The following is a 14,655-nucleotide window of genomic DNA, read 5'->3' on the forward strand; positions in this document are numbered from 1 at the left end:
TCAGCCCTTCATCTGGTTGACATCGTCGACGGCGATGGTGCCGCGCTGACGGAAATAGATGACGAGGATCGCCAGACCGATCGCCGCTTCACCGGCGGCCACCGTCAGAACGAACATGGCGAAGACCTGCCCGACCAGATCGCCCAGATAGGCGCTGAACGCGACGAGATTGATGTTCACCGCCAGCAGGATCAGCTCGATCGCCATCAGGATGACGATGATGTTCTTGCGGTTGATGAAGATGCCGAGCACGCCGAGCACGAACAGGATCGCGCTGACGACGACATAATGACCCAGGCCGATCATGCGGAAAGACCTCCCTTTCCGTTCGCTTCGAGCGAAGTCGAGAAGCGGGGTGCGCCACGTGTCTCGACGACGCTCGACACGAACGGAGCGTTGATGCGGAAGAGGCTCACAGCTCTACCCCCTTGCCCACCGGCTGATCGATGTTGCGCACGGCATCCTCGGGCCGGCGGCGGACCTGCTTGCCAATGTCCTGCGAGCGCACGCCGCCCCGGGCGCGATGCGTCAGCACGATGGCGCCGATCATCGCAACGAGCAGGATGAGCCCGGCCGCCTCGAACAGGAAGATGTAGCGCGAGTAAAGCAGCGCGCCGATCGCCTGGATGTTCGGCATGTCCGTCGGTGTTGGCGCAGCCCGCTGCGCGAGCGTGACCTCACCGGCCTGCCAGATGGCGATGCCGAGCACCAGCTCGACCAGCAGGATCAGCGCGATGGCGCCGCCCAGCGGGAAATAACTGACGAATCCCGCTCGCAACTCCGCGAAATCGATGTCGAGCATCATCACCACGAAGAGGAAGAGCACGGCGACCGCACCCACATAGACGATGACGAGCAGCATCGCGACGAACTCGGCGCCGAGCAGCACCATGAGTCCCGCCGCGTTGAAGAACGCCAGGATGAGCCAGAGCACGCTGTGCACCGGATTGCGCGCGAGAATGACCATCGTGGCGGATGCCACGACGATGCTCGCGAACAGGTAGAAGGCGAAAACTTGAACGGTCAAAACGTCCCCCTCTGGTCCCTTCGCGGCGCCTTAACGGTAGGGGGCATCGGCGGCAAGGTTCGCCGCGATTGCCCGCTCCCATTTGTCACCATTGGCGAGCAGTTTCGCCTTGTCGTAATAGAGTTCTTCACGGGTTTCCGTGGCAAACTCGAAGTTCGGGCCTTCCACGATCGCGTCGACCGGGCAGGCTTCCTGGCAGAAGCCGCAATAGATGCACTTCACCATGTCGATATCGTAGCGCGTCGTGCGGCGCGAGCCATCGTCGCGCGGCTGCGCCTCGATGGTGATCGCCTGCGCCGGGCAGATTGCCTCGCACAGCTTGCATGCGATGCAGCGCTCTTCGCCATTGGGATAACGGCGCAGCGCATGCTCGCCGCGGAAGCGGGGCGAGATCGGGTTCTTCTCATAGGGGTAGTTGATGGTCGCCTTTGGCTTGAAGAAATATTTCAAGGTCAAAGCGTGCGCCTTCAAAAACTCCCAGAGAGTGAAGGATTTGACGAGATGCGCAATCATGCGCCGCCTCCATAGCGGGTCAACATCAGGAACCCGGACACGAGGAATACGAAGAAGAGCGAGAGCGGCAGGAAGACCTTCCAGCCCAGCCGCATGAGCTGGTCATAGCGGAAGCGGGGCACAGTCGCCTTCACCCATGAGAAGATGAAGAAGAAGATGAAAGTCTTGGCGAGCAGCCAGATGATGCCCGGCACGATATAGAGCGGTGCCCAGTCCACCGGCGGCAGATAGCCACCCCAGAAGAGCAGCGCGTTGAGCAGGCACATCAGGATGACGTTGGCATATTCACCGAGCCAGAAGAGCGCGAAGCTCATCGACGAATATTCGGTCTGATAGCCGGCGACGAGCTCGGATTCAGCCTCGGTCAGGTCGAAGGGCGCCCGCGCCGTCTCCGCCATGGACGAGATGAGGAACACCACCGCCATCGGGAAGAGCAGCGGGTTGAAGCCGTGGCCATTCAAAAAGCCATAATAGCTGCGCTGCGTCTCGACGATGGTCGAGAGATTGAAGCTGCCCGACCAGAGCACGACGCTGATCAGCACGAAGCCGATCGAGACCTCATAGGAGATCATCTGCGCACTGGCGCGCATCGCAGAGAAGAAGGGATATTTGGAATTGGACGCCCAGCCCGAGATCACCACGCCGTAAACGCCGAGCGAGCTGATGGCGAGAATGTAGAGCAGGCCGACATTGATGTCCGCCAGCACCATTCCGGCATCGAATGGGATCACCGCCCAGGCTAGCAGCGCCACCGTGAAGGTGATGATCGGCGCGAGGATGAACAGGCCCTTGTTGGCCGCACTCGGGATGATCGTTTCCTGCAGGAAGACCTTGAGGCCGTCCGCAAAGGACTGGAGCAGGCCAAAGGGACCAACAACGTTCGGGCCGCGGCGCAGCGCCATCGCCGCCCAGATCTTGCGGTCGGCATAGATAATCATCGCGACGGCCAGCATGAGGGGCAGCGCGATGAGCAGGATGAGGATCAGGTTGGCGACGAACCAGCCGAAGCCCGTCCCCAGATAGGTCTGGAAAAACTCAGTCATTCCGCGGCCTCCGCGAACTCTTCACCCATGACCAGTTCTGCCGAGCAGCGCTTCATCGTCGGGCTTGCCCGGCAGATGGCGTTGGTCAGGTAGAAGTCCTTGATCGGCAGGCTGATCGGGCCGCTCGCATTGCTCGCGAGCGACGGGGCCGACCAGCCGAATTCGACCAGGCCTTCCTGCGCCAGCGCCGGGACGGCGGCATACATGGCAGCACGGAGCGCCTCGAAGCTGTCGAACGGCAGCGTCTTGCCCAGCACATCAGAAAGCGCGCGCAGGATCGTCCAGTCCTCGCGGGCATCGCCCGGCGCGAACACGGCCTTGTCGCCCCGCTGCACGCGACCTTCCGTGTTTACATAGGTGCCGGCCTTCTCGGTGTAGGCCGCGCCGGGCAGGATCACGTCCGCCGCATGCGCACCCTTGTCGCCATGATGGCCGACATAGACCTTGAAGCTCTTGCCGAAGAGATCGAACGGCACATCGTCCGCGCCCATCAGGAACAGCAGCTTGGGCTCGCTCTGCGCGATCGCCTTCACGCCGCCCTGTGCCGCATAGCCAAGCATCAGCCCGCCCATCCGTGCGGCAGCCATGTGGACGACGTTGAAGCCGTTCCAGTCAGGCTTGATCAGACCGAGCGTGTTCACCGCCGCCAGTGCGGCGCCGTGTACGCCCGCGGCCGCCAGCGCACCGCCGCCCATGATGAGCGCCGGGCGGTCGGCCGCAGCGAAGGCATCAAGCACGTCCTTGGGCAGGTTCGCGAGCAGCGCGGCATCGTTGCCGAGCGAGATCACCTTGTAGGTCAGGTCCACGTCCGGCCCGATGGACCAGACCTTGGCGCCCTTCTTGATGGCCTTGCGGATGCGCGTGTTGATCAGCGGCGCTTCCCAACGCAGATTAGTGCCGACCAGCAGGATCGCGTCCGCCGTCTCGATGCCGGCGAGCGTCGAATTGAAGTTCACTGCCGAGAGGCTGGAGACGTCATAATCCAGGCCGCCCTGGCGGCCTTCGAGCAGCGAACCGCCAAGGCCATGGACCAGCTCCCGTGCGGCGAACATCGTCTCGCAATCGAGCTGATCGCCGGCGATCGCCGCGACCGAACCGTTGGCGCTTTTCGCCACGGCAGCGATGGCCGCAAAGGCCTCGTCCCATGTCGCGGGGACGAGCTGACCGTCCTTGCGAACATAGGGCTTGTCCAGCCGCTTGCGCATCAGCCCGTCAACGGCGTGGCGGGTCTTGTCGCTCGCCCACTCCTCGTTCACGTCATCATTGACGCGCGGCAGCACGCGCAGCACGGCGCGGCCCCGGCTGTCGATGCGGATGTTGGTGCCCACAGCATCCATCACGTCGATGGCGAGCGTCTTCTTGAGCTCCCAGGGCCGTGCCTCGAAGGCATAGGGCTTGGACGTCAGCGCACCGACCGGGCAAAGATCGACCACATTGCCGGAGAGCTCGCTCTTGGCGGCATGCTCCAGATAGGTGGTAATCTGCATGTTCTCGCCGCGATAGATCGCGCCGATCTCCGGCACGCCGGCCACTTCCTCGGCAAAGCGCACGCAGCGCGTGCACTGGATGCAGCGGGTCATCACCGTCTTGACGATGGGGCCCATATATTTCTCGGTGACCGCGCGCTTGTTCTCGTCGTAGCGCGATTGGCCACGCCCATAAGCAACGGACTGGTCCTGCAGATCGCACTCGCCGCCCTGATCGCAGATCGGGCAATCGAGCGGGTGATTGATGAGCAGGAACTCCATCACGCCCTCGCGGGCCTTCTTCACCATCTCGCTGTCGGTGCGGATTTCCTGCCCGTCAGCGGCCGGCAGCGCGCAGCTCGCCTGCGGCTTGGGCGGCCCGGGCTTCACCTCGACAAGGCACATGCGGCAATTGCCCGCGATGGAAAGGCGCTCATGATAGCAGAAGCGCGGAATTTCCTTGCCGGCCAGCTCGCACGCCTGAAGCACGGTGGCTCCGGCGGGCACTTCGATGTCGATGCCGTCTACTTTGACTGTGGGCATGATTACTCCGCTGCCTCCAGCACAGGGGCGCCGCCGCGCTTGGCCGCGATGCGGCGCTCGATCTCGGGGCGGAAATGGCGAATGAGGCCCTGGATCGGCCAGGCGGCTGCGTCGCCGAGCGCGCAGATGGTGTGGCCTTCGACCTGCTTGGTGACCTGGAAGAGCATGTCGATCTCTTCCACCTCGGCATCGCCGCGCACCAGCCGCTCCATCACCCGCCACATCCAGCCCGTACCTTCGCGGCACGGCGTGCACTGGCCGCAGCTCTCATGCTTGTAGAAGTAGCTGAGCCGCGCGATCGCCCGGACGATGTCGGTCGACTTGTCCATGACGATGACCGCTGCCGTGCCGAGGCCTGAGCCGAGCGCGCGCAGGCCGTCGAAGTCCATCGGCGCGTCCATGATTTCTGCGGCCGGCACCAGGGGCACCGAAGAGCCGCCGGGGATCACCGCGAGAAGATTGTCCCAGCCGCCGCGAATGCCCCCGCAATGGCGATCGATCAGTTCGCGGAACGGGATGCTCATGCTCTCCTCGATCACGCACGGCTTGTTCACATGGCCGCTGATCTGGAAGAGCTTGGTGCCGCGATTATTCTCACGCCCGAAGCTGGAGAACCATGCCGCGCCGCGCCGCAGGATCGTGGGCGCAACCGCGATGCTCTCGACATTGTTGACCGTGGTCGGGCAGCCATAGAGGCCCGCGCCCGCCGGGAATGGCGGCTTGAGGCGGGGCTGGCCCTTCTTGCCCTCGAGGCTCTCGATCTGCGCGGTTTCCTCGCCGCAAATATAGGCCCCTGCCCCGCGATGCACGAACACGTCGAAATCATAGCCCGAGCCGCAGGCATTCTTGCCGAGGAAGCCCTTGGCATAAGCCTCTTCCACCGCCGCGAAGAGCACCTTCGCTTCGTAGATGAACTCGCCACGGATGTAGATATAGGCCGCCCGCGCGCGCATCGCGAAGCCGGCGACGAGCGCGCCCTCGATCAGCTTGTGCGGATCGTGGCGGATGATCTCGCGGTCCTTGCACGAGCCCGGCTCGGACTCGTCCGCATTGATGACCAGGAAGCTCGGACGCCCGTCCTTGCTTTCCTTGGGCATGAAGCTCCACTTCATGCCGGTCGGGAAGCCGGCGCCACCGCGACCACGCAGGCCCGAGGCCTTCATGATGTCGATGATGCCATCCTGGCCGATTTCCAGCAGCTTCTTGGTATTGTCCCAATCGCCCCGCTTCATGGCGGCGTCGATGCGCCAGTCCTGATAGCCATGGACGTTGGTGAAGATGCGGTCCTTGTCTTCCAGCGGGCCGACAAAGGGCGGCGGCGCGGCGGGCGTTTCGTCAGCCATTACCATTCCCCCCGATAATCATGATTCTCGGTGACCATCGCCTTCGTCGCCGTCGGCCCGCCCTCGGGCGCGCTGGTCTGGCGGTCGATCTGCGGACCGATCTTGGGCTGCTTGCCCGCCGCAAGATCGTCGAGGATCGCCGTCATGCTGTCAAAGGTCAGGTCTTCGTAATTGTCGTCGTTGATCTGGACCATCGGCGCATTGGCGCAGGCGCCGAGGCACTCGACCTCGGTGAGCGTGAAAAGGCCGTCCGCGGTGGTCGTGCCCTTCTTGAGGCCACGCTTGGTGCAGGCGTCCAGCACATCGTCGCTGCCGCGCAGCATGCACGGCGTCGTGCCGCAGACCTGCACATGGAACCGGCCGACCGGCGCCAGATTGTACATGGTGTAGAAGGTCGCCACCTCATAGGCGCGCATGAACGGCATATCGAGCTGGGCAGCGACATATTCGATCACCGGGATCGGCAGCCAGCCCTGCGTGTTCGTCTCCGCACCGACCTGCCGCTGGGCGAGATCGAGCAGCGGCATCACTGCCGACTGCTGGCGGCCCTCGGGATAGCGCGCGATGACCTTCTTGGCCTGCTCGGCATTTTCCGGCGTCCAGGCAAAGCCGCCCCAACGGGCGCGGACTTCGGCTTCATCGGGGATCTGGGGTGCGTCAGCCATTCTCGCGGATCCGCTTGCTGTAGGCCGGCGCGCCGAAGGTCAGCCAGAAATAGACCGTGGCGCAGGCCAGCCCGGCGACCACGCCATCGGGAACATCGGCCATGCGGTCCAGCACGATCAGCACCATGCCGGCAAGGCTCAGCACCAGGATATGCAACCAGACGGGTGTTGCGTCGCCCCTCATCGAATGAACTCCACGCGCGACACCTTGTCGCCCTCGAATGAATAGACTGCGATCACGTCGAACGGCTCAACCAGCTCCGAGCCATCGCTGGCCGGGCCGCGCGTGACATGCTCGCGCATCAGCACGTAATTGCCGATGGCCTGCGCCTCGACGATCTCCGCATGGTTCTGCGGCCATTTGGCGAAAGCGGCGGCGAGGCCCGAGCGGGTCCCTTCCTTGCCTTCGCGCACGACGGCGCCGCGATAATTCGCCTCGCAGGCTTCGTCCGTCATCAACTCGACATAGGCGTCGGCATCCTGACGATTGTAGCGCGCGATCATCTCGCGGGTGATGGCGATGCGCTCGTCAGCGGACAGCATGGTTGCAACGCTCACCGGTCGCACTCCCCGAACACGATGTCCATCGCGCCGAGCACGGCCGTGGTGTCGGCCAGCATGTGACCCTTCATCAGAAAGTCCATCGCCTGCAAATGGCTGAATGCGGTCGGACGGATCTTGCAGCGATAGGGCTTGTTGGTCCCGTCGCTCACCAAATAGACGCCGAACTCACCCTTGGGGCTTTCGGTCGCCACATAGACTTCGCCCTCGGGCACGTGGAAGCCCTCGGTGTAGAGCTTGAAGTGGTGGATCAGTGCTTCCATCGACTGCTTCATCTCGCCGCGCTTGGGCGGCACGACCTTGCGATCGAGCGAAGCGACCGGGCCATCCGGCATCTCGTTCAAGCACTGCTTCATGATCCGCGCCGACTGGCGGACCTCCTCCACGCGCACCATGAACCGGTCGTAGCAGTCGAAGTTGGTGCCGACGGGCACGTCGAACTCCATGCGATCATAGACATCGTAGGGTTGCGCCTTGCGGATATCCCACGGAATGCCCGAGCCACGGAGCATCGGACCGGAGAAGCCCCAGCGCAGCGCGTCTTCCTTGGAGCAGACCGCGATGTCGACATTGCGCTGCTTGAAGATGCGGTTGTCCGCCACCAGGCTGATCGCATCCTCGAAGAGGCGCGGCAGGCGCGTGTCGAGCCAGTCGCCAATATCGGTGAGCAGCTTGAGCGGCACGTCCTGATGAACGCCGCCCGGCCGGAAATAGGCCGAGTGCATGCGGGCGCCGGAGGCGCGCTCGAAGAAGTTGAGGCAATCCTCGCGGATCTCGAACATCCACAGGTTCGGCGTCATCGCGCCGACATCCATGACATGAGAGCCAAGGTTCAGCATGTGATTGCTGATCCGCGTCAGTTCCGCGAAGAACACGCGCAGATATTGCGCGCGCAGCGGCACTTCGAGGTTCAGCAGCTTCTCGATGGCCAGCACATAGCTGTGCTCCATGCCGAGCGGCGAGCAATAATCCAGCCGGTCGAAATAGGGCAGCGCCTGCAGATAGGTCTTATACTCGATCAGCTTCTCGGTGCCGCGGTGCAGCAGGCCGACATGCGGATCGCAGCGCTCCACGATCTCGCCCTCGAGCTCCATGACCAGACGCAGCACGCCGTGGGCAGCGGGATGCTGCGGGCCGAAGTTGATCGTATAGTTCTGGATCGCGGTGTCGCCGAGCGCCGGATCGGCGTCGTCAACAAGATGCTCCAGCTTGTCGAGATATTCGGACATCAGGCGTCACCCTCGGGCGTCTTGGGCTTGCGCGTACGCTTCGGCTTGCTTTCCACCGGGGGCGTGTCTTCCACCGGCGCAGACGCAACCTCAGCCTTCTTGGCACGCGGCGCACGGGCCTGCTTGGTCGCAGCCTTGTCGGCCGGCGCACCGGCACCGGTATCCGCAGGCTCGTCCGTCGTCTTGGGCGTCTTGGCGTCCGGGGAAGCCGATGCTGGCGGGGGTGGCGGCGGAGGAGGTGGCGGCGTGGGCGCACCCGGCGCCTCACCCTTGGCCTTCTCGTCGCCCGGCAGCACATATTGCGCGCCTTCCCACGGGCTCATGAAGTCGAAGCTGCGGAAGTCCTGCGCCAGCTTCACCGGCTCATAAACCACCCGCTTCTGCTCTTCCGAGTAGCGCAGCTCGACATAGCCCGTGAGCGGGAAGTCCTTGCGGAACGGATAGCCCTTGAAGCCATAATCGGTGAGGATGCGGCGCAGGTCCGTGTTGCCCTCGAACAGCACGCCATACATGTCGAACACTTCGCGCTCGAGCCAGCCGGCAACCGGCCAGAGATGCGTGACGGTCGGCACCGCATGATCCTCATCGGTGCGCACCTTGACGCGCAAGCGATGGTTCTTGGTCACCGAGAGCAGATGATAGCAGACCTCGAAGCGCTCGGCTCGCTCGGGATAGTCGACCCCGGCGATCTCCATGAGCTGCTGATAGTCGAAGCGATCGCGCAGAAGCTGCAACGCATCGGCCAGCGCCTCGCGCTGCACGCCCACGCTCAGCTCGAAATGCGCATCCTTGATCGCCAGCACGGCATCGCCCAGCGCGGCGCGAATGGCATCGGCCAGACCCTCGATCGGCTCGACCCGCGGTGCGGAATGAACGGCTGTCACCATATCCGCCCCCTCAACGCTCTATCGTGCCGACCCGGCGGATTTTCCGCTGGAGCTGCATGATGCCATAAAGCAGTGCTTCGGCGGTCGGCGGGCAGCCGGGGACATAGATGTCCACGGGCACGATCCGGTCGCAGCCGCGCACGACGCTGTAGCTGTAATGATAATAGCCGCCGCCATTGGCGCACGAGCCCATCGAGATGACGTATTTCGGCTCGCTCATCTGGTCGTAGACCTTGCGCAGCGCCGGAGCCATCTTGTTGCACAGCGTGCCGGCGACGATCATCACGTCGCTCTGGCGCGGAGACGCGCGCGGGGCAGCGCCGAAGCGCTCCATGTCGTAGCGCGGCATGTTCACGTGAATCATCTCGACCGCGCAGCAGGCGAGGCCGAAGGTCATCCACCACAGCGAGCCGGTGCGCGCCCAGTTGAACAGGTCTTCCGTCGACGTGACGAGAAAGCCCTTGTCGCTCACCTCGGTGGAGAGCGCCTTGAAGAATTCGGGATCTGGCTGCGTGGCCGGCGGAACCCCGATCAGCGGAGCGCCCAACGTGCCCGGCCGTTCAAGTTCTACTCCCAATCGAGTGCTCCCTTCTTCCAGGCATAGACGAGGCCGAGCACCAGCTCGAAAATGAAGATCATCATCGCGCCCCAGCCGGCCCAGCCGATCTCAGCCAGACTCACCGACCAGGGGAAGAGAAACGCCGCTTCCAGATCAAAGATGATGAACAGGATCGCGACGAGATAGAAGCGCACGTCGAACTGACTGCGCGGATCCTCGAATGCGGGAAAGCCGCATTCATATTCGCTCAGCTTTTCCGGGTCCGGCTTGTGCGATCCCGTCAGCCGGCCGACGGCCATGGGCAGGAACACGAACGCGCACGACAAGCCCAATGCGACAACCAGAAACAGCAGGATCGGCAGATATTGCGACAGATCGACCACTTGAATCCCCTAGGCTTAATAGCCTTTGATGGGGGCGCTTTAGGACTGCTGCACCTGCGAGGCAACCCTTGGACGGGCTGAGAATGATTCGCAACAAATCAGCCGAGCGTCAGCCCCTCCCCTATGGGCTCAGACCGGCCGGATGCCCAACCATTCGTCGCATTCGATCACGTCGGAGATTGCAAATGCCTCGCAACAACACTATCAACGAATCATGCTTGTCTGTATCTGTAATGCGATCACGGAACAGGAACTGCGCAGCGTTGCTCGCCAGGGTGTGACGTGTCCCGAAAGCGCCTACCGGGCGCTCGGCAAAACGCCGCAATGTCGCATCTGCCTCGATCATGCGGAAGATGTGATGGTGGAAGAGCAATCCTCCTGCCGGTCGCGCTGCAGCCGCAGCCTCAATGCACCGAGCCAGACCGGCACCTGGGCAACGGCCTGACCCAAGCGGGCCACCCCCCGATTTCGTGACTATCATTGGCATTAGCGAAGAACTGCGCCGCTATTAAGAACCTATCGCGCCCACGGTTGCGAGACGTTCTCGCGTGAATTATTGCCGCTTTGCTGCTAGTTCCGCTCCATCGACTGACGACATGGAGACAGAACATGAAGGGTGACGAAAAGGTCATCGAATTTCTCAATGGCGCGCTCAAGAACGAGCTGACGGCCATCAACCAGTATTTCCTCCACTACCGTCTTCTCGATCACTGGGGTATCTCGAAGCTCGCCAAGTTCGAGTATGAGGAATCGATCGACGAGATGAAGCACGCCGACAAGCTGGCGGAGCGCATCTTGTTTCTCGATGGCTTGCCCAACTTCCAGCTGCTCGGGCGCCTGCGCATCGGCAGCACGGTCGAGGAAGTGCTCAAGGCCGACCTGGATACCGAACTGGAAGCGATCCCGCTGCTGCGCGACGCCATCGAGCATTGCGAGAGCGTGCGCGATTATGTCAGCCGCGACCTGTTCCAGCATATCCTCGACAGCGAGGAAGACCATGTCGACAAGCTGGAGACGCAGTTCGAGATGATCGAGCGCATGGGCCTGGCCAATTATATCCAGCTCAACAGCGAGGCCGTCGAAGGCTGACGCGCCGTCCACAAGCAAAAAGGGCGCCCCTGCTGGCCGAATGGCGAGCAGCGGGCGCCCTTTTTTGTTGGCCGGTAAACGGCGGCAGCGATAGTCGCCGGCGCCGGACCGTTCCGCATCACATGTTGCGTAGCGCTCCGGCGAGCAGCTTGTGGAGCTTGCTGTGGAGCACGTCATTGGCGGCCAGCACCTGGCGACGCTCTACGGGCTCGGCGCCACCCCGGAAATCGGTGACGAAACCGCCGGCCTCGCGCACTAGAAGAATGCCGGCCTGCACGTCCCATGCCGAGAGGCCGCTCTCCCAGAAGCCGTCATAGCGCCCGGAAGCCACCCAGGCGAGATCGAGCGCGGCCGAGCCATAGCGGCGGATGCCCGCAACCGAGGGTGCGATGGCGCCGAAGATGCGGCTCCATTCAGTGAAATCGCCGTGGCCGATAAACGGAATGCCGGTGGCGATCAGCGCCTCGGTCAGATCGCGACGAGCCGAGACGCGCAGGCGCTGGTCATGCCGCCACGCGCCACGGGATTTCTCCGCCCAATAGCTCTCGTCGGTGATCGGCTGATAAATCATGCCGGTCGTCACTTCGCCCCAGCCCTGCCCGGAGCGATGCGGCTCCTGCACGGCGATGGAAATGGCGAAATGCGGGATGCCGTGGAGGAAGTTGGTGGTGCCATCGAGCGGATCGATCACCCAGCGCGGCTTCATGGGATCGCCGGCGATCTCGCCGCCTTCCTCGAGCAGGAAGCCCCAGTCCGGCCGCGCCTTGCTCAGCTCGGCGACCAGCGTGTCCTCCGCCTTCTTGTCGGCGACGGTCACGAAGTCGGCCGGCCCCTTGCGGCTGACCTGAAGATGCTGAACCTCGCCGAAGTCGCGCCGCAGTTGCGGAGCCACCTTGCGGGCCGCGCGCTCGATGACCGTCAGCAGGCCGGAATGGGATACCATGTCAATCTGTCTCCTCCGGCGCGGAAGAGCGGCCGGTCAGGGAATGAAATCACTTCTTGGGCGGTGCGACCATCTCGGGCCGCAAACCGCAAACGGCCGCCATGGCGCTGAGCACCTGGGTCGGATTTTTGCGGTCCAGCTTCTTCTCGGTCATCAGCTTGTCGGTATTCTCGCTGATCTTGCTGAACGGATTCCCGTAGGCGCAGGTGAAGAGAATGCTCTTCACTGGCTGCGGAATCTTGTCGGACTGCAGACCGCTGACCATGATGCGGAAATTCTCCGCCGCGTGCTGAAGCTGGGCTTCGCTGGGCTGCCCCGCAGACTTGGCGGGCTTGGCCTGCGCCAGCAACGGCGCGGACCAGGCGAGAGACAGGACCAGCGCGGGCCCGGTGACGAGGCGGAGAGCGCGCATCAGTCGGCCCGCTTCACATATTCGCGCTCATACACGTCGACGATGATCCGGGTGCCGGTGGTGATGTGCGGCGGCACCATCACGCGCACGCCATTGTCGAGAATCGCCGGCTTGTAGCTGGCCGATGCGGTCTGCCCCTTCACCACGGCGTCCGCCTCGACGACGGTCGCCTCGACCGTCTCGGGCAGCTGCACGCTGATCGGGCGCTCTTCATACATTTCCAGCATGACCATCATGCCGTCCTGCAGGAAGGCGGCGGCGTCGCCGACGAGATCGTTGGGCAGGTTGATCTGCTCATAGGTCTCCGTGTCCATGAAGACGAGCATGTCGCCCTCGGCATAGAGATACTGGAAATCCTTGGTATCGAGGCGGATGCGCTCGACCGTCTCGGCAGAGCGGAAGCGCACATTGTTCTTGCGCCCGTCGATCAGGTTCTTCAGCTCAACCTGCATATAGGCGCCGCCCTTGCCGGGCTGGGTGTGCTGGATCTTCACGGCGCGCCACAGGCCGCCTTCATATTCGATATTGTTGCCGGGACGAATATCCACGCCGCTGATCTTCATGGGTCGCGCCTGTCTATTTCAAGGATGGAAAGAGCCGGTGCGCCCTCTAGCCGTGTTGACGCGCAACGGCAAGGGGCGCGGGCAATCCCGCCGCCCATGCGCTGGCGGTGGGCGACGAATTGATCTTGCGCAAGGCGCGCTATCGTTCCGTCCGGCACGATCGGATCATTGCAAGCCGGACAAGACCCAGGAGAGCAACATGACCCTTGATACCCGCGAGACGCTCGACGACCTGTTCCCGCATGACCATGAGGTGCTTCACGCCCTGAAGCTGCACAACGCGCATTTCCGCACCCTTGCCGAGCGCCACCACCTGCTCACGCGCCAGATCTACCGGATCGAAACCGACATCGAGCCGGCCTGCGACGAGCATCTGGAGGACCTTAAAAAGGAGAGGCTGGCGATCCTGGACGACATCTCGACCCTGATCGCCCAACAGCGGAGCTGAGGCACGCCGCGCCCGGCCTTAGGGCTGGGCGGGCTCGGCCGCTGGCTTTAAGACAGGATCGCTCTTGCTGCCCTTCAGGCGCGGGAACAGCAGCCCGAAGAGATGATCGATCGCGAATATGGTGATCAGCGCGGTCATGAACATGGTCAGTCCCGCAAAATCATGCAGGAAGCCCTGCGCCGCTGCCTCGCCGCCATGATAGGTCAGCAGCACAAGCAGTACGATCCGCACGAAATTGGCGAACACGGCGACCGGCACGATCGCCACGATCATCAGCAGCGCGTAGCGCACATTGGCGTGGTGGCGCAGATACACATAAAATAGCGAGATGGCCGAGAGCGAGATGAGCGAGTTGAGGCCCGCGCAGGCCTCCGCGACAAGCAGCTGATACTGGCCCACCTGAATGGTGACGCCCGACGAGGCGACCGGATAACCGACCAGATACAGGAAGCCGACGGCGGATTCGGACAGCATGATCTTGAGCGGATTGGTGACCATGGCCACCAGCGTCTCAGGCGGCGGCAGCACGAACAGCAGGTAGATGAGCGGGAACCAGAGCCGCTTGAGCGCCTCCCAGCCGATGGCGCTGAACAGCGCCGCAACGACCAGGCCATACATGAGAAAGCCCTCTGTCTCGACGATGTTGCTGACCCGCGAGACGAAATAAAGCGGCAGGAGAATCGCGAAGGCGATGGCAATCGGAAGCCCCGGCGCCGGACGCGCGACGGCCGCAGCATTCTGCCATTCCCGCCACAGCAGCCACAGGCCGGTGGCCAGCACGATGGGACCATGCGCGCCCTGCTCAGTCGACCAGCTTTCCCTTGCCACGAGCAGTAGCGTCGGAACGAGCACCGCGAGAATACCCGCCCCCAGAACAGGGTTGGCGATCAACCAGTTCAGCAGCTCGAAACGAGTTTTCTTTTCGGTAATCACAGGTGCATTCGTCGCCATTGGAACTCTCAGCTCTTTGACCTGCGCCTA

At 63.2% G+C, this 14,655-nt stretch carries 20 protein-coding genes; 3 read left to right on the forward strand and 17 right to left on the reverse strand.

Annotated features, from left to right (window positions below; all coding sequences use genetic code 11):
• The 13 genes from nuoK to M2332_RS04700 form a co-directional block, all read right to left on the reverse strand.
• Complete coding sequence (nuoK, locus tag M2332_RS04640; RefSeq protein ID WP_181560075.1) at positions 1-306, reverse strand: NADH-quinone oxidoreductase subunit NuoK; 306 nt, start codon at positions 304-306, stop codon at positions 1-3.
• A 106-nt stretch (positions 307-412) separates the two neighbouring features.
• Positions 413-1,027: an NADH-quinone oxidoreductase subunit J gene (locus M2332_RS04645; protein ID WP_181560076.1), complete on the reverse strand. Its 615-nt coding sequence runs from the start codon at positions 1,025-1,027 to the stop codon at positions 413-415.
• A 30-nt stretch (positions 1,028-1,057) separates the two neighbouring features.
• Positions 1,058-1,540, reverse strand: a complete 483-nt coding sequence (gene nuoI, locus M2332_RS04650; protein WP_264570750.1) for an NADH-quinone oxidoreductase subunit NuoI — start codon at positions 1,538-1,540, stop codon at positions 1,058-1,060.
• A complete protein-coding gene (gene nuoH, locus M2332_RS04655) occupies positions 1,537-2,583 on the reverse strand; it encodes an NADH-quinone oxidoreductase subunit NuoH (protein WP_264573153.1) in 1,047 nt (348 codons plus the stop codon). The genes nuoI and nuoH overlap by 4 nt, the downstream gene beginning before the upstream one ends.
• Positions 2,580-4,592, reverse strand: a complete 2,013-nt coding sequence (gene nuoG, locus M2332_RS04660) for an NADH-quinone oxidoreductase subunit NuoG (protein ID WP_264573154.1) — start codon at positions 4,590-4,592, stop codon at positions 2,580-2,582. The genes nuoH and nuoG overlap by 4 nt, the downstream gene beginning before the upstream one ends.
• A gap of 2 nt (positions 4,593-4,594) precedes the next feature.
• On the reverse strand, positions 4,595-5,935 hold the full coding sequence (gene nuoF, locus M2332_RS04665; protein WP_264573155.1) for an NADH-quinone oxidoreductase subunit NuoF: 1,341 nt from the start codon (positions 5,933-5,935) through the stop codon (positions 4,595-4,597).
• Complete coding sequence (locus M2332_RS04670) at positions 5,935-6,600, reverse strand: complex I 24 kDa subunit family protein (RefSeq protein WP_264573156.1); 666 nt, start codon at positions 6,598-6,600, stop codon at positions 5,935-5,937. Before M2332_RS04670 ends, nuoF begins: the two co-directional genes overlap by 1 nt.
• On the reverse strand, positions 6,593-6,784 hold the full coding sequence (locus M2332_RS04675) for a hypothetical protein (protein WP_181560082.1): 192 nt from the start codon (positions 6,782-6,784) through the stop codon (positions 6,593-6,595). Before M2332_RS04675 ends, M2332_RS04670 begins: the two co-directional genes overlap by 8 nt.
• Entirely contained in the window at positions 6,781-7,143 is a 363-nt protein-coding gene (locus M2332_RS04680; protein WP_264574893.1) for a nuclear transport factor 2 family protein, read from the reverse strand. The genes M2332_RS04675 and M2332_RS04680 overlap by 4 nt, the downstream gene beginning before the upstream one ends.
• A gap of 11 nt (positions 7,144-7,154) precedes the next feature.
• Positions 7,155-8,390, reverse strand: coding sequence for an NADH-quinone oxidoreductase subunit D (locus M2332_RS04685; RefSeq protein WP_264573157.1), 1,236 nt, complete (start codon positions 8,388-8,390; stop codon positions 7,155-7,157).
• Entirely contained in the window at positions 8,390-9,277 is an 888-nt protein-coding gene (locus M2332_RS04690) for an NADH-quinone oxidoreductase subunit C (RefSeq protein ID WP_264573158.1), read from the reverse strand. The genes M2332_RS04685 and M2332_RS04690 overlap by 1 nt, the downstream gene beginning before the upstream one ends.
• Before the next feature lie 10 nt (positions 9,278-9,287).
• The gene (locus M2332_RS04695; RefSeq protein ID WP_181560084.1) at positions 9,288-9,854 is read right to left on the reverse strand and encodes a NuoB/complex I 20 kDa subunit family protein; all 567 of its coding nucleotides are present in this window, start codon (positions 9,852-9,854) and stop codon (positions 9,288-9,290) included.
• Positions 9,845-10,219 (reverse strand): NADH-quinone oxidoreductase subunit A, encoded by a 375-nt coding sequence (locus tag M2332_RS04700; RefSeq protein WP_181560085.1) that lies wholly within the window; start codon positions 10,217-10,219, stop codon positions 9,845-9,847. Before M2332_RS04700 ends, M2332_RS04695 begins: the two co-directional genes overlap by 10 nt.
• Positions 10,220-10,361: 142 nt before the next feature.
• Between M2332_RS04700 and M2332_RS04705 the strand changes: the two genes are divergently transcribed.
• Both M2332_RS04705 and bfr read left to right on the forward strand, forming a co-directional pair.
• Positions 10,362-10,664 carry a (2Fe-2S)-binding protein gene (locus tag M2332_RS04705; RefSeq protein ID WP_319801477.1) on the forward strand — a complete coding sequence of 101 codons (303 nt, stop codon included), beginning with the start codon at positions 10,362-10,364 and terminating at the stop codon, positions 10,662-10,664.
• Between the two features lie 164 nt (positions 10,665-10,828).
• On the forward strand, positions 10,829-11,308 hold the full coding sequence (gene bfr / locus M2332_RS04710) for a bacterioferritin (protein WP_264573159.1): 480 nt from the start codon (positions 10,829-10,831) through the stop codon (positions 11,306-11,308).
• A 118-nt stretch (positions 11,309-11,426) separates the two neighbouring features.
• Here bfr and M2332_RS04715 read toward each other — a convergent pair whose 3' ends face one another.
• Genes M2332_RS04715 through efp form a run of 3 tightly spaced genes read right to left on the reverse strand, consistent with a single transcriptional unit; the run spans position 11,427 to position 13,226 of the window.
• Positions 11,427-12,251 (reverse strand): inositol monophosphatase family protein, encoded by an 825-nt coding sequence (locus tag M2332_RS04715; RefSeq protein ID WP_181560087.1) that lies wholly within the window; start codon positions 12,249-12,251, stop codon positions 11,427-11,429.
• A 49-nt stretch (positions 12,252-12,300) separates the two neighbouring features.
• Positions 12,301-12,663, reverse strand: coding sequence for a hypothetical protein (locus M2332_RS04720; protein ID WP_264573160.1), 363 nt, complete (start codon positions 12,661-12,663; stop codon positions 12,301-12,303).
• On the reverse strand, positions 12,663-13,226 hold the full coding sequence (gene efp / locus M2332_RS04725; protein WP_181560089.1) for an elongation factor P: 564 nt from the start codon (positions 13,224-13,226) through the stop codon (positions 12,663-12,665). Before efp ends, M2332_RS04720 begins: the two co-directional genes overlap by 1 nt.
• A gap of 199 nt (positions 13,227-13,425) precedes the next feature.
• On the opposite strand from efp, the gene M2332_RS04730 reads away from it, so the two are divergent.
• On the forward strand, positions 13,426-13,674 hold the full coding sequence (locus tag M2332_RS04730) for a YdcH family protein (RefSeq protein WP_264573161.1): 249 nt from the start codon (positions 13,426-13,428) through the stop codon (positions 13,672-13,674).
• Between the two features lie 18 nt (positions 13,675-13,692).
• Here M2332_RS04730 and xrtV read toward each other — a convergent pair whose 3' ends face one another.
• Positions 13,693-14,625 carry an exosortase V gene (gene xrtV / locus M2332_RS04735; protein ID WP_181560091.1) on the reverse strand — a complete coding sequence of 311 codons (933 nt, stop codon included), beginning with the start codon at positions 14,623-14,625 and terminating at the stop codon, positions 13,693-13,695.
• Positions 14,626-14,655: the final 30 nt, after the last annotated feature.

Source organism: Sphingobium sp. B11D3A, assembly GCF_025961695.1.
Classification (GTDB): Bacteria; Pseudomonadota; Alphaproteobacteria; order Sphingomonadales; family Sphingomonadaceae; genus Sphingobium.

Excerpts from the sequence above, each read along its gene's own strand:
- nuoK (WP_181560075.1), bottom strand. The coding sequence starts at position 306 with ATGATCGGCCTGGGTCATTATGTCGTCGTCAGCGCGATCCTGTTCGTG.
- nuoI (WP_264570750.1), bottom strand. The coding sequence starts at position 1,540 with ATGATTGCGCATCTCGTCAAATCCTTCACTCTCTGGGAGTTTTTGAAG.
- nuoH (WP_264573153.1), bottom strand. The coding sequence starts at position 2,583 with ATGACTGAGTTTTTCCAGACCTATCTGGGGACGGGCTTCGGCTGGTTC.
- nuoG (WP_264573154.1), bottom strand. The coding sequence starts at position 4,592 with ATGCCCACAGTCAAAGTAGACGGCATCGACATCGAAGTGCCCGCCGGA.
- nuoF (WP_264573155.1), bottom strand. The coding sequence starts at position 5,935 with ATGGCTGACGAAACGCCCGCCGCGCCGCCGCCCTTTGTCGGCCCGCTG.
- M2332_RS04670 (WP_264573156.1), bottom strand. The coding sequence starts at position 6,600 with ATGGCTGACGCACCCCAGATCCCCGATGAAGCCGAAGTCCGCGCCCGT.
- M2332_RS04675 (WP_181560082.1), bottom strand. The coding sequence starts at position 6,784 with ATGAGGGGCGACGCAACACCCGTCTGGTTGCATATCCTGGTGCTGAGC.
- M2332_RS04680 (WP_264574893.1), bottom strand. The coding sequence starts at position 7,143 with ATGCTGTCCGCTGACGAGCGCATCGCCATCACCCGCGAGATGATCGCG.
- M2332_RS04685 (WP_264573157.1), bottom strand. The coding sequence starts at position 8,390 with ATGTCCGAATATCTCGACAAGCTGGAGCATCTTGTTGACGACGCCGAT.
- M2332_RS04690 (WP_264573158.1), bottom strand. The coding sequence starts at position 9,277 with ATGGTGACAGCCGTTCATTCCGCACCGCGGGTCGAGCCGATCGAGGGT.
- M2332_RS04705 (WP_319801477.1), top strand. The coding sequence starts at position 10,362 with ATGCCCAACCATTCGTCGCATTCGATCACGTCGGAGATTGCAAATGCC.
- bfr (WP_264573159.1), top strand. The coding sequence starts at position 10,829 with ATGAAGGGTGACGAAAAGGTCATCGAATTTCTCAATGGCGCGCTCAAG.
- M2332_RS04715 (WP_181560087.1), bottom strand. The coding sequence starts at position 12,251 with ATGGTATCCCATTCCGGCCTGCTGACGGTCATCGAGCGCGCGGCCCGC.
- M2332_RS04720 (WP_264573160.1), bottom strand. The coding sequence starts at position 12,663 with ATGCGCGCTCTCCGCCTCGTCACCGGGCCCGCGCTGGTCCTGTCTCTC.
- efp (WP_181560089.1), bottom strand. The coding sequence starts at position 13,226 with ATGAAGATCAGCGGCGTGGATATTCGTCCCGGCAACAATATCGAATAT.
- M2332_RS04730 (WP_264573161.1), top strand. The coding sequence starts at position 13,426 with ATGACCCTTGATACCCGCGAGACGCTCGACGACCTGTTCCCGCATGAC.
- xrtV (WP_181560091.1), bottom strand. The coding sequence starts at position 14,625 with ATGGCGACGAATGCACCTGTGATTACCGAAAAGAAAACTCGTTTCGAG.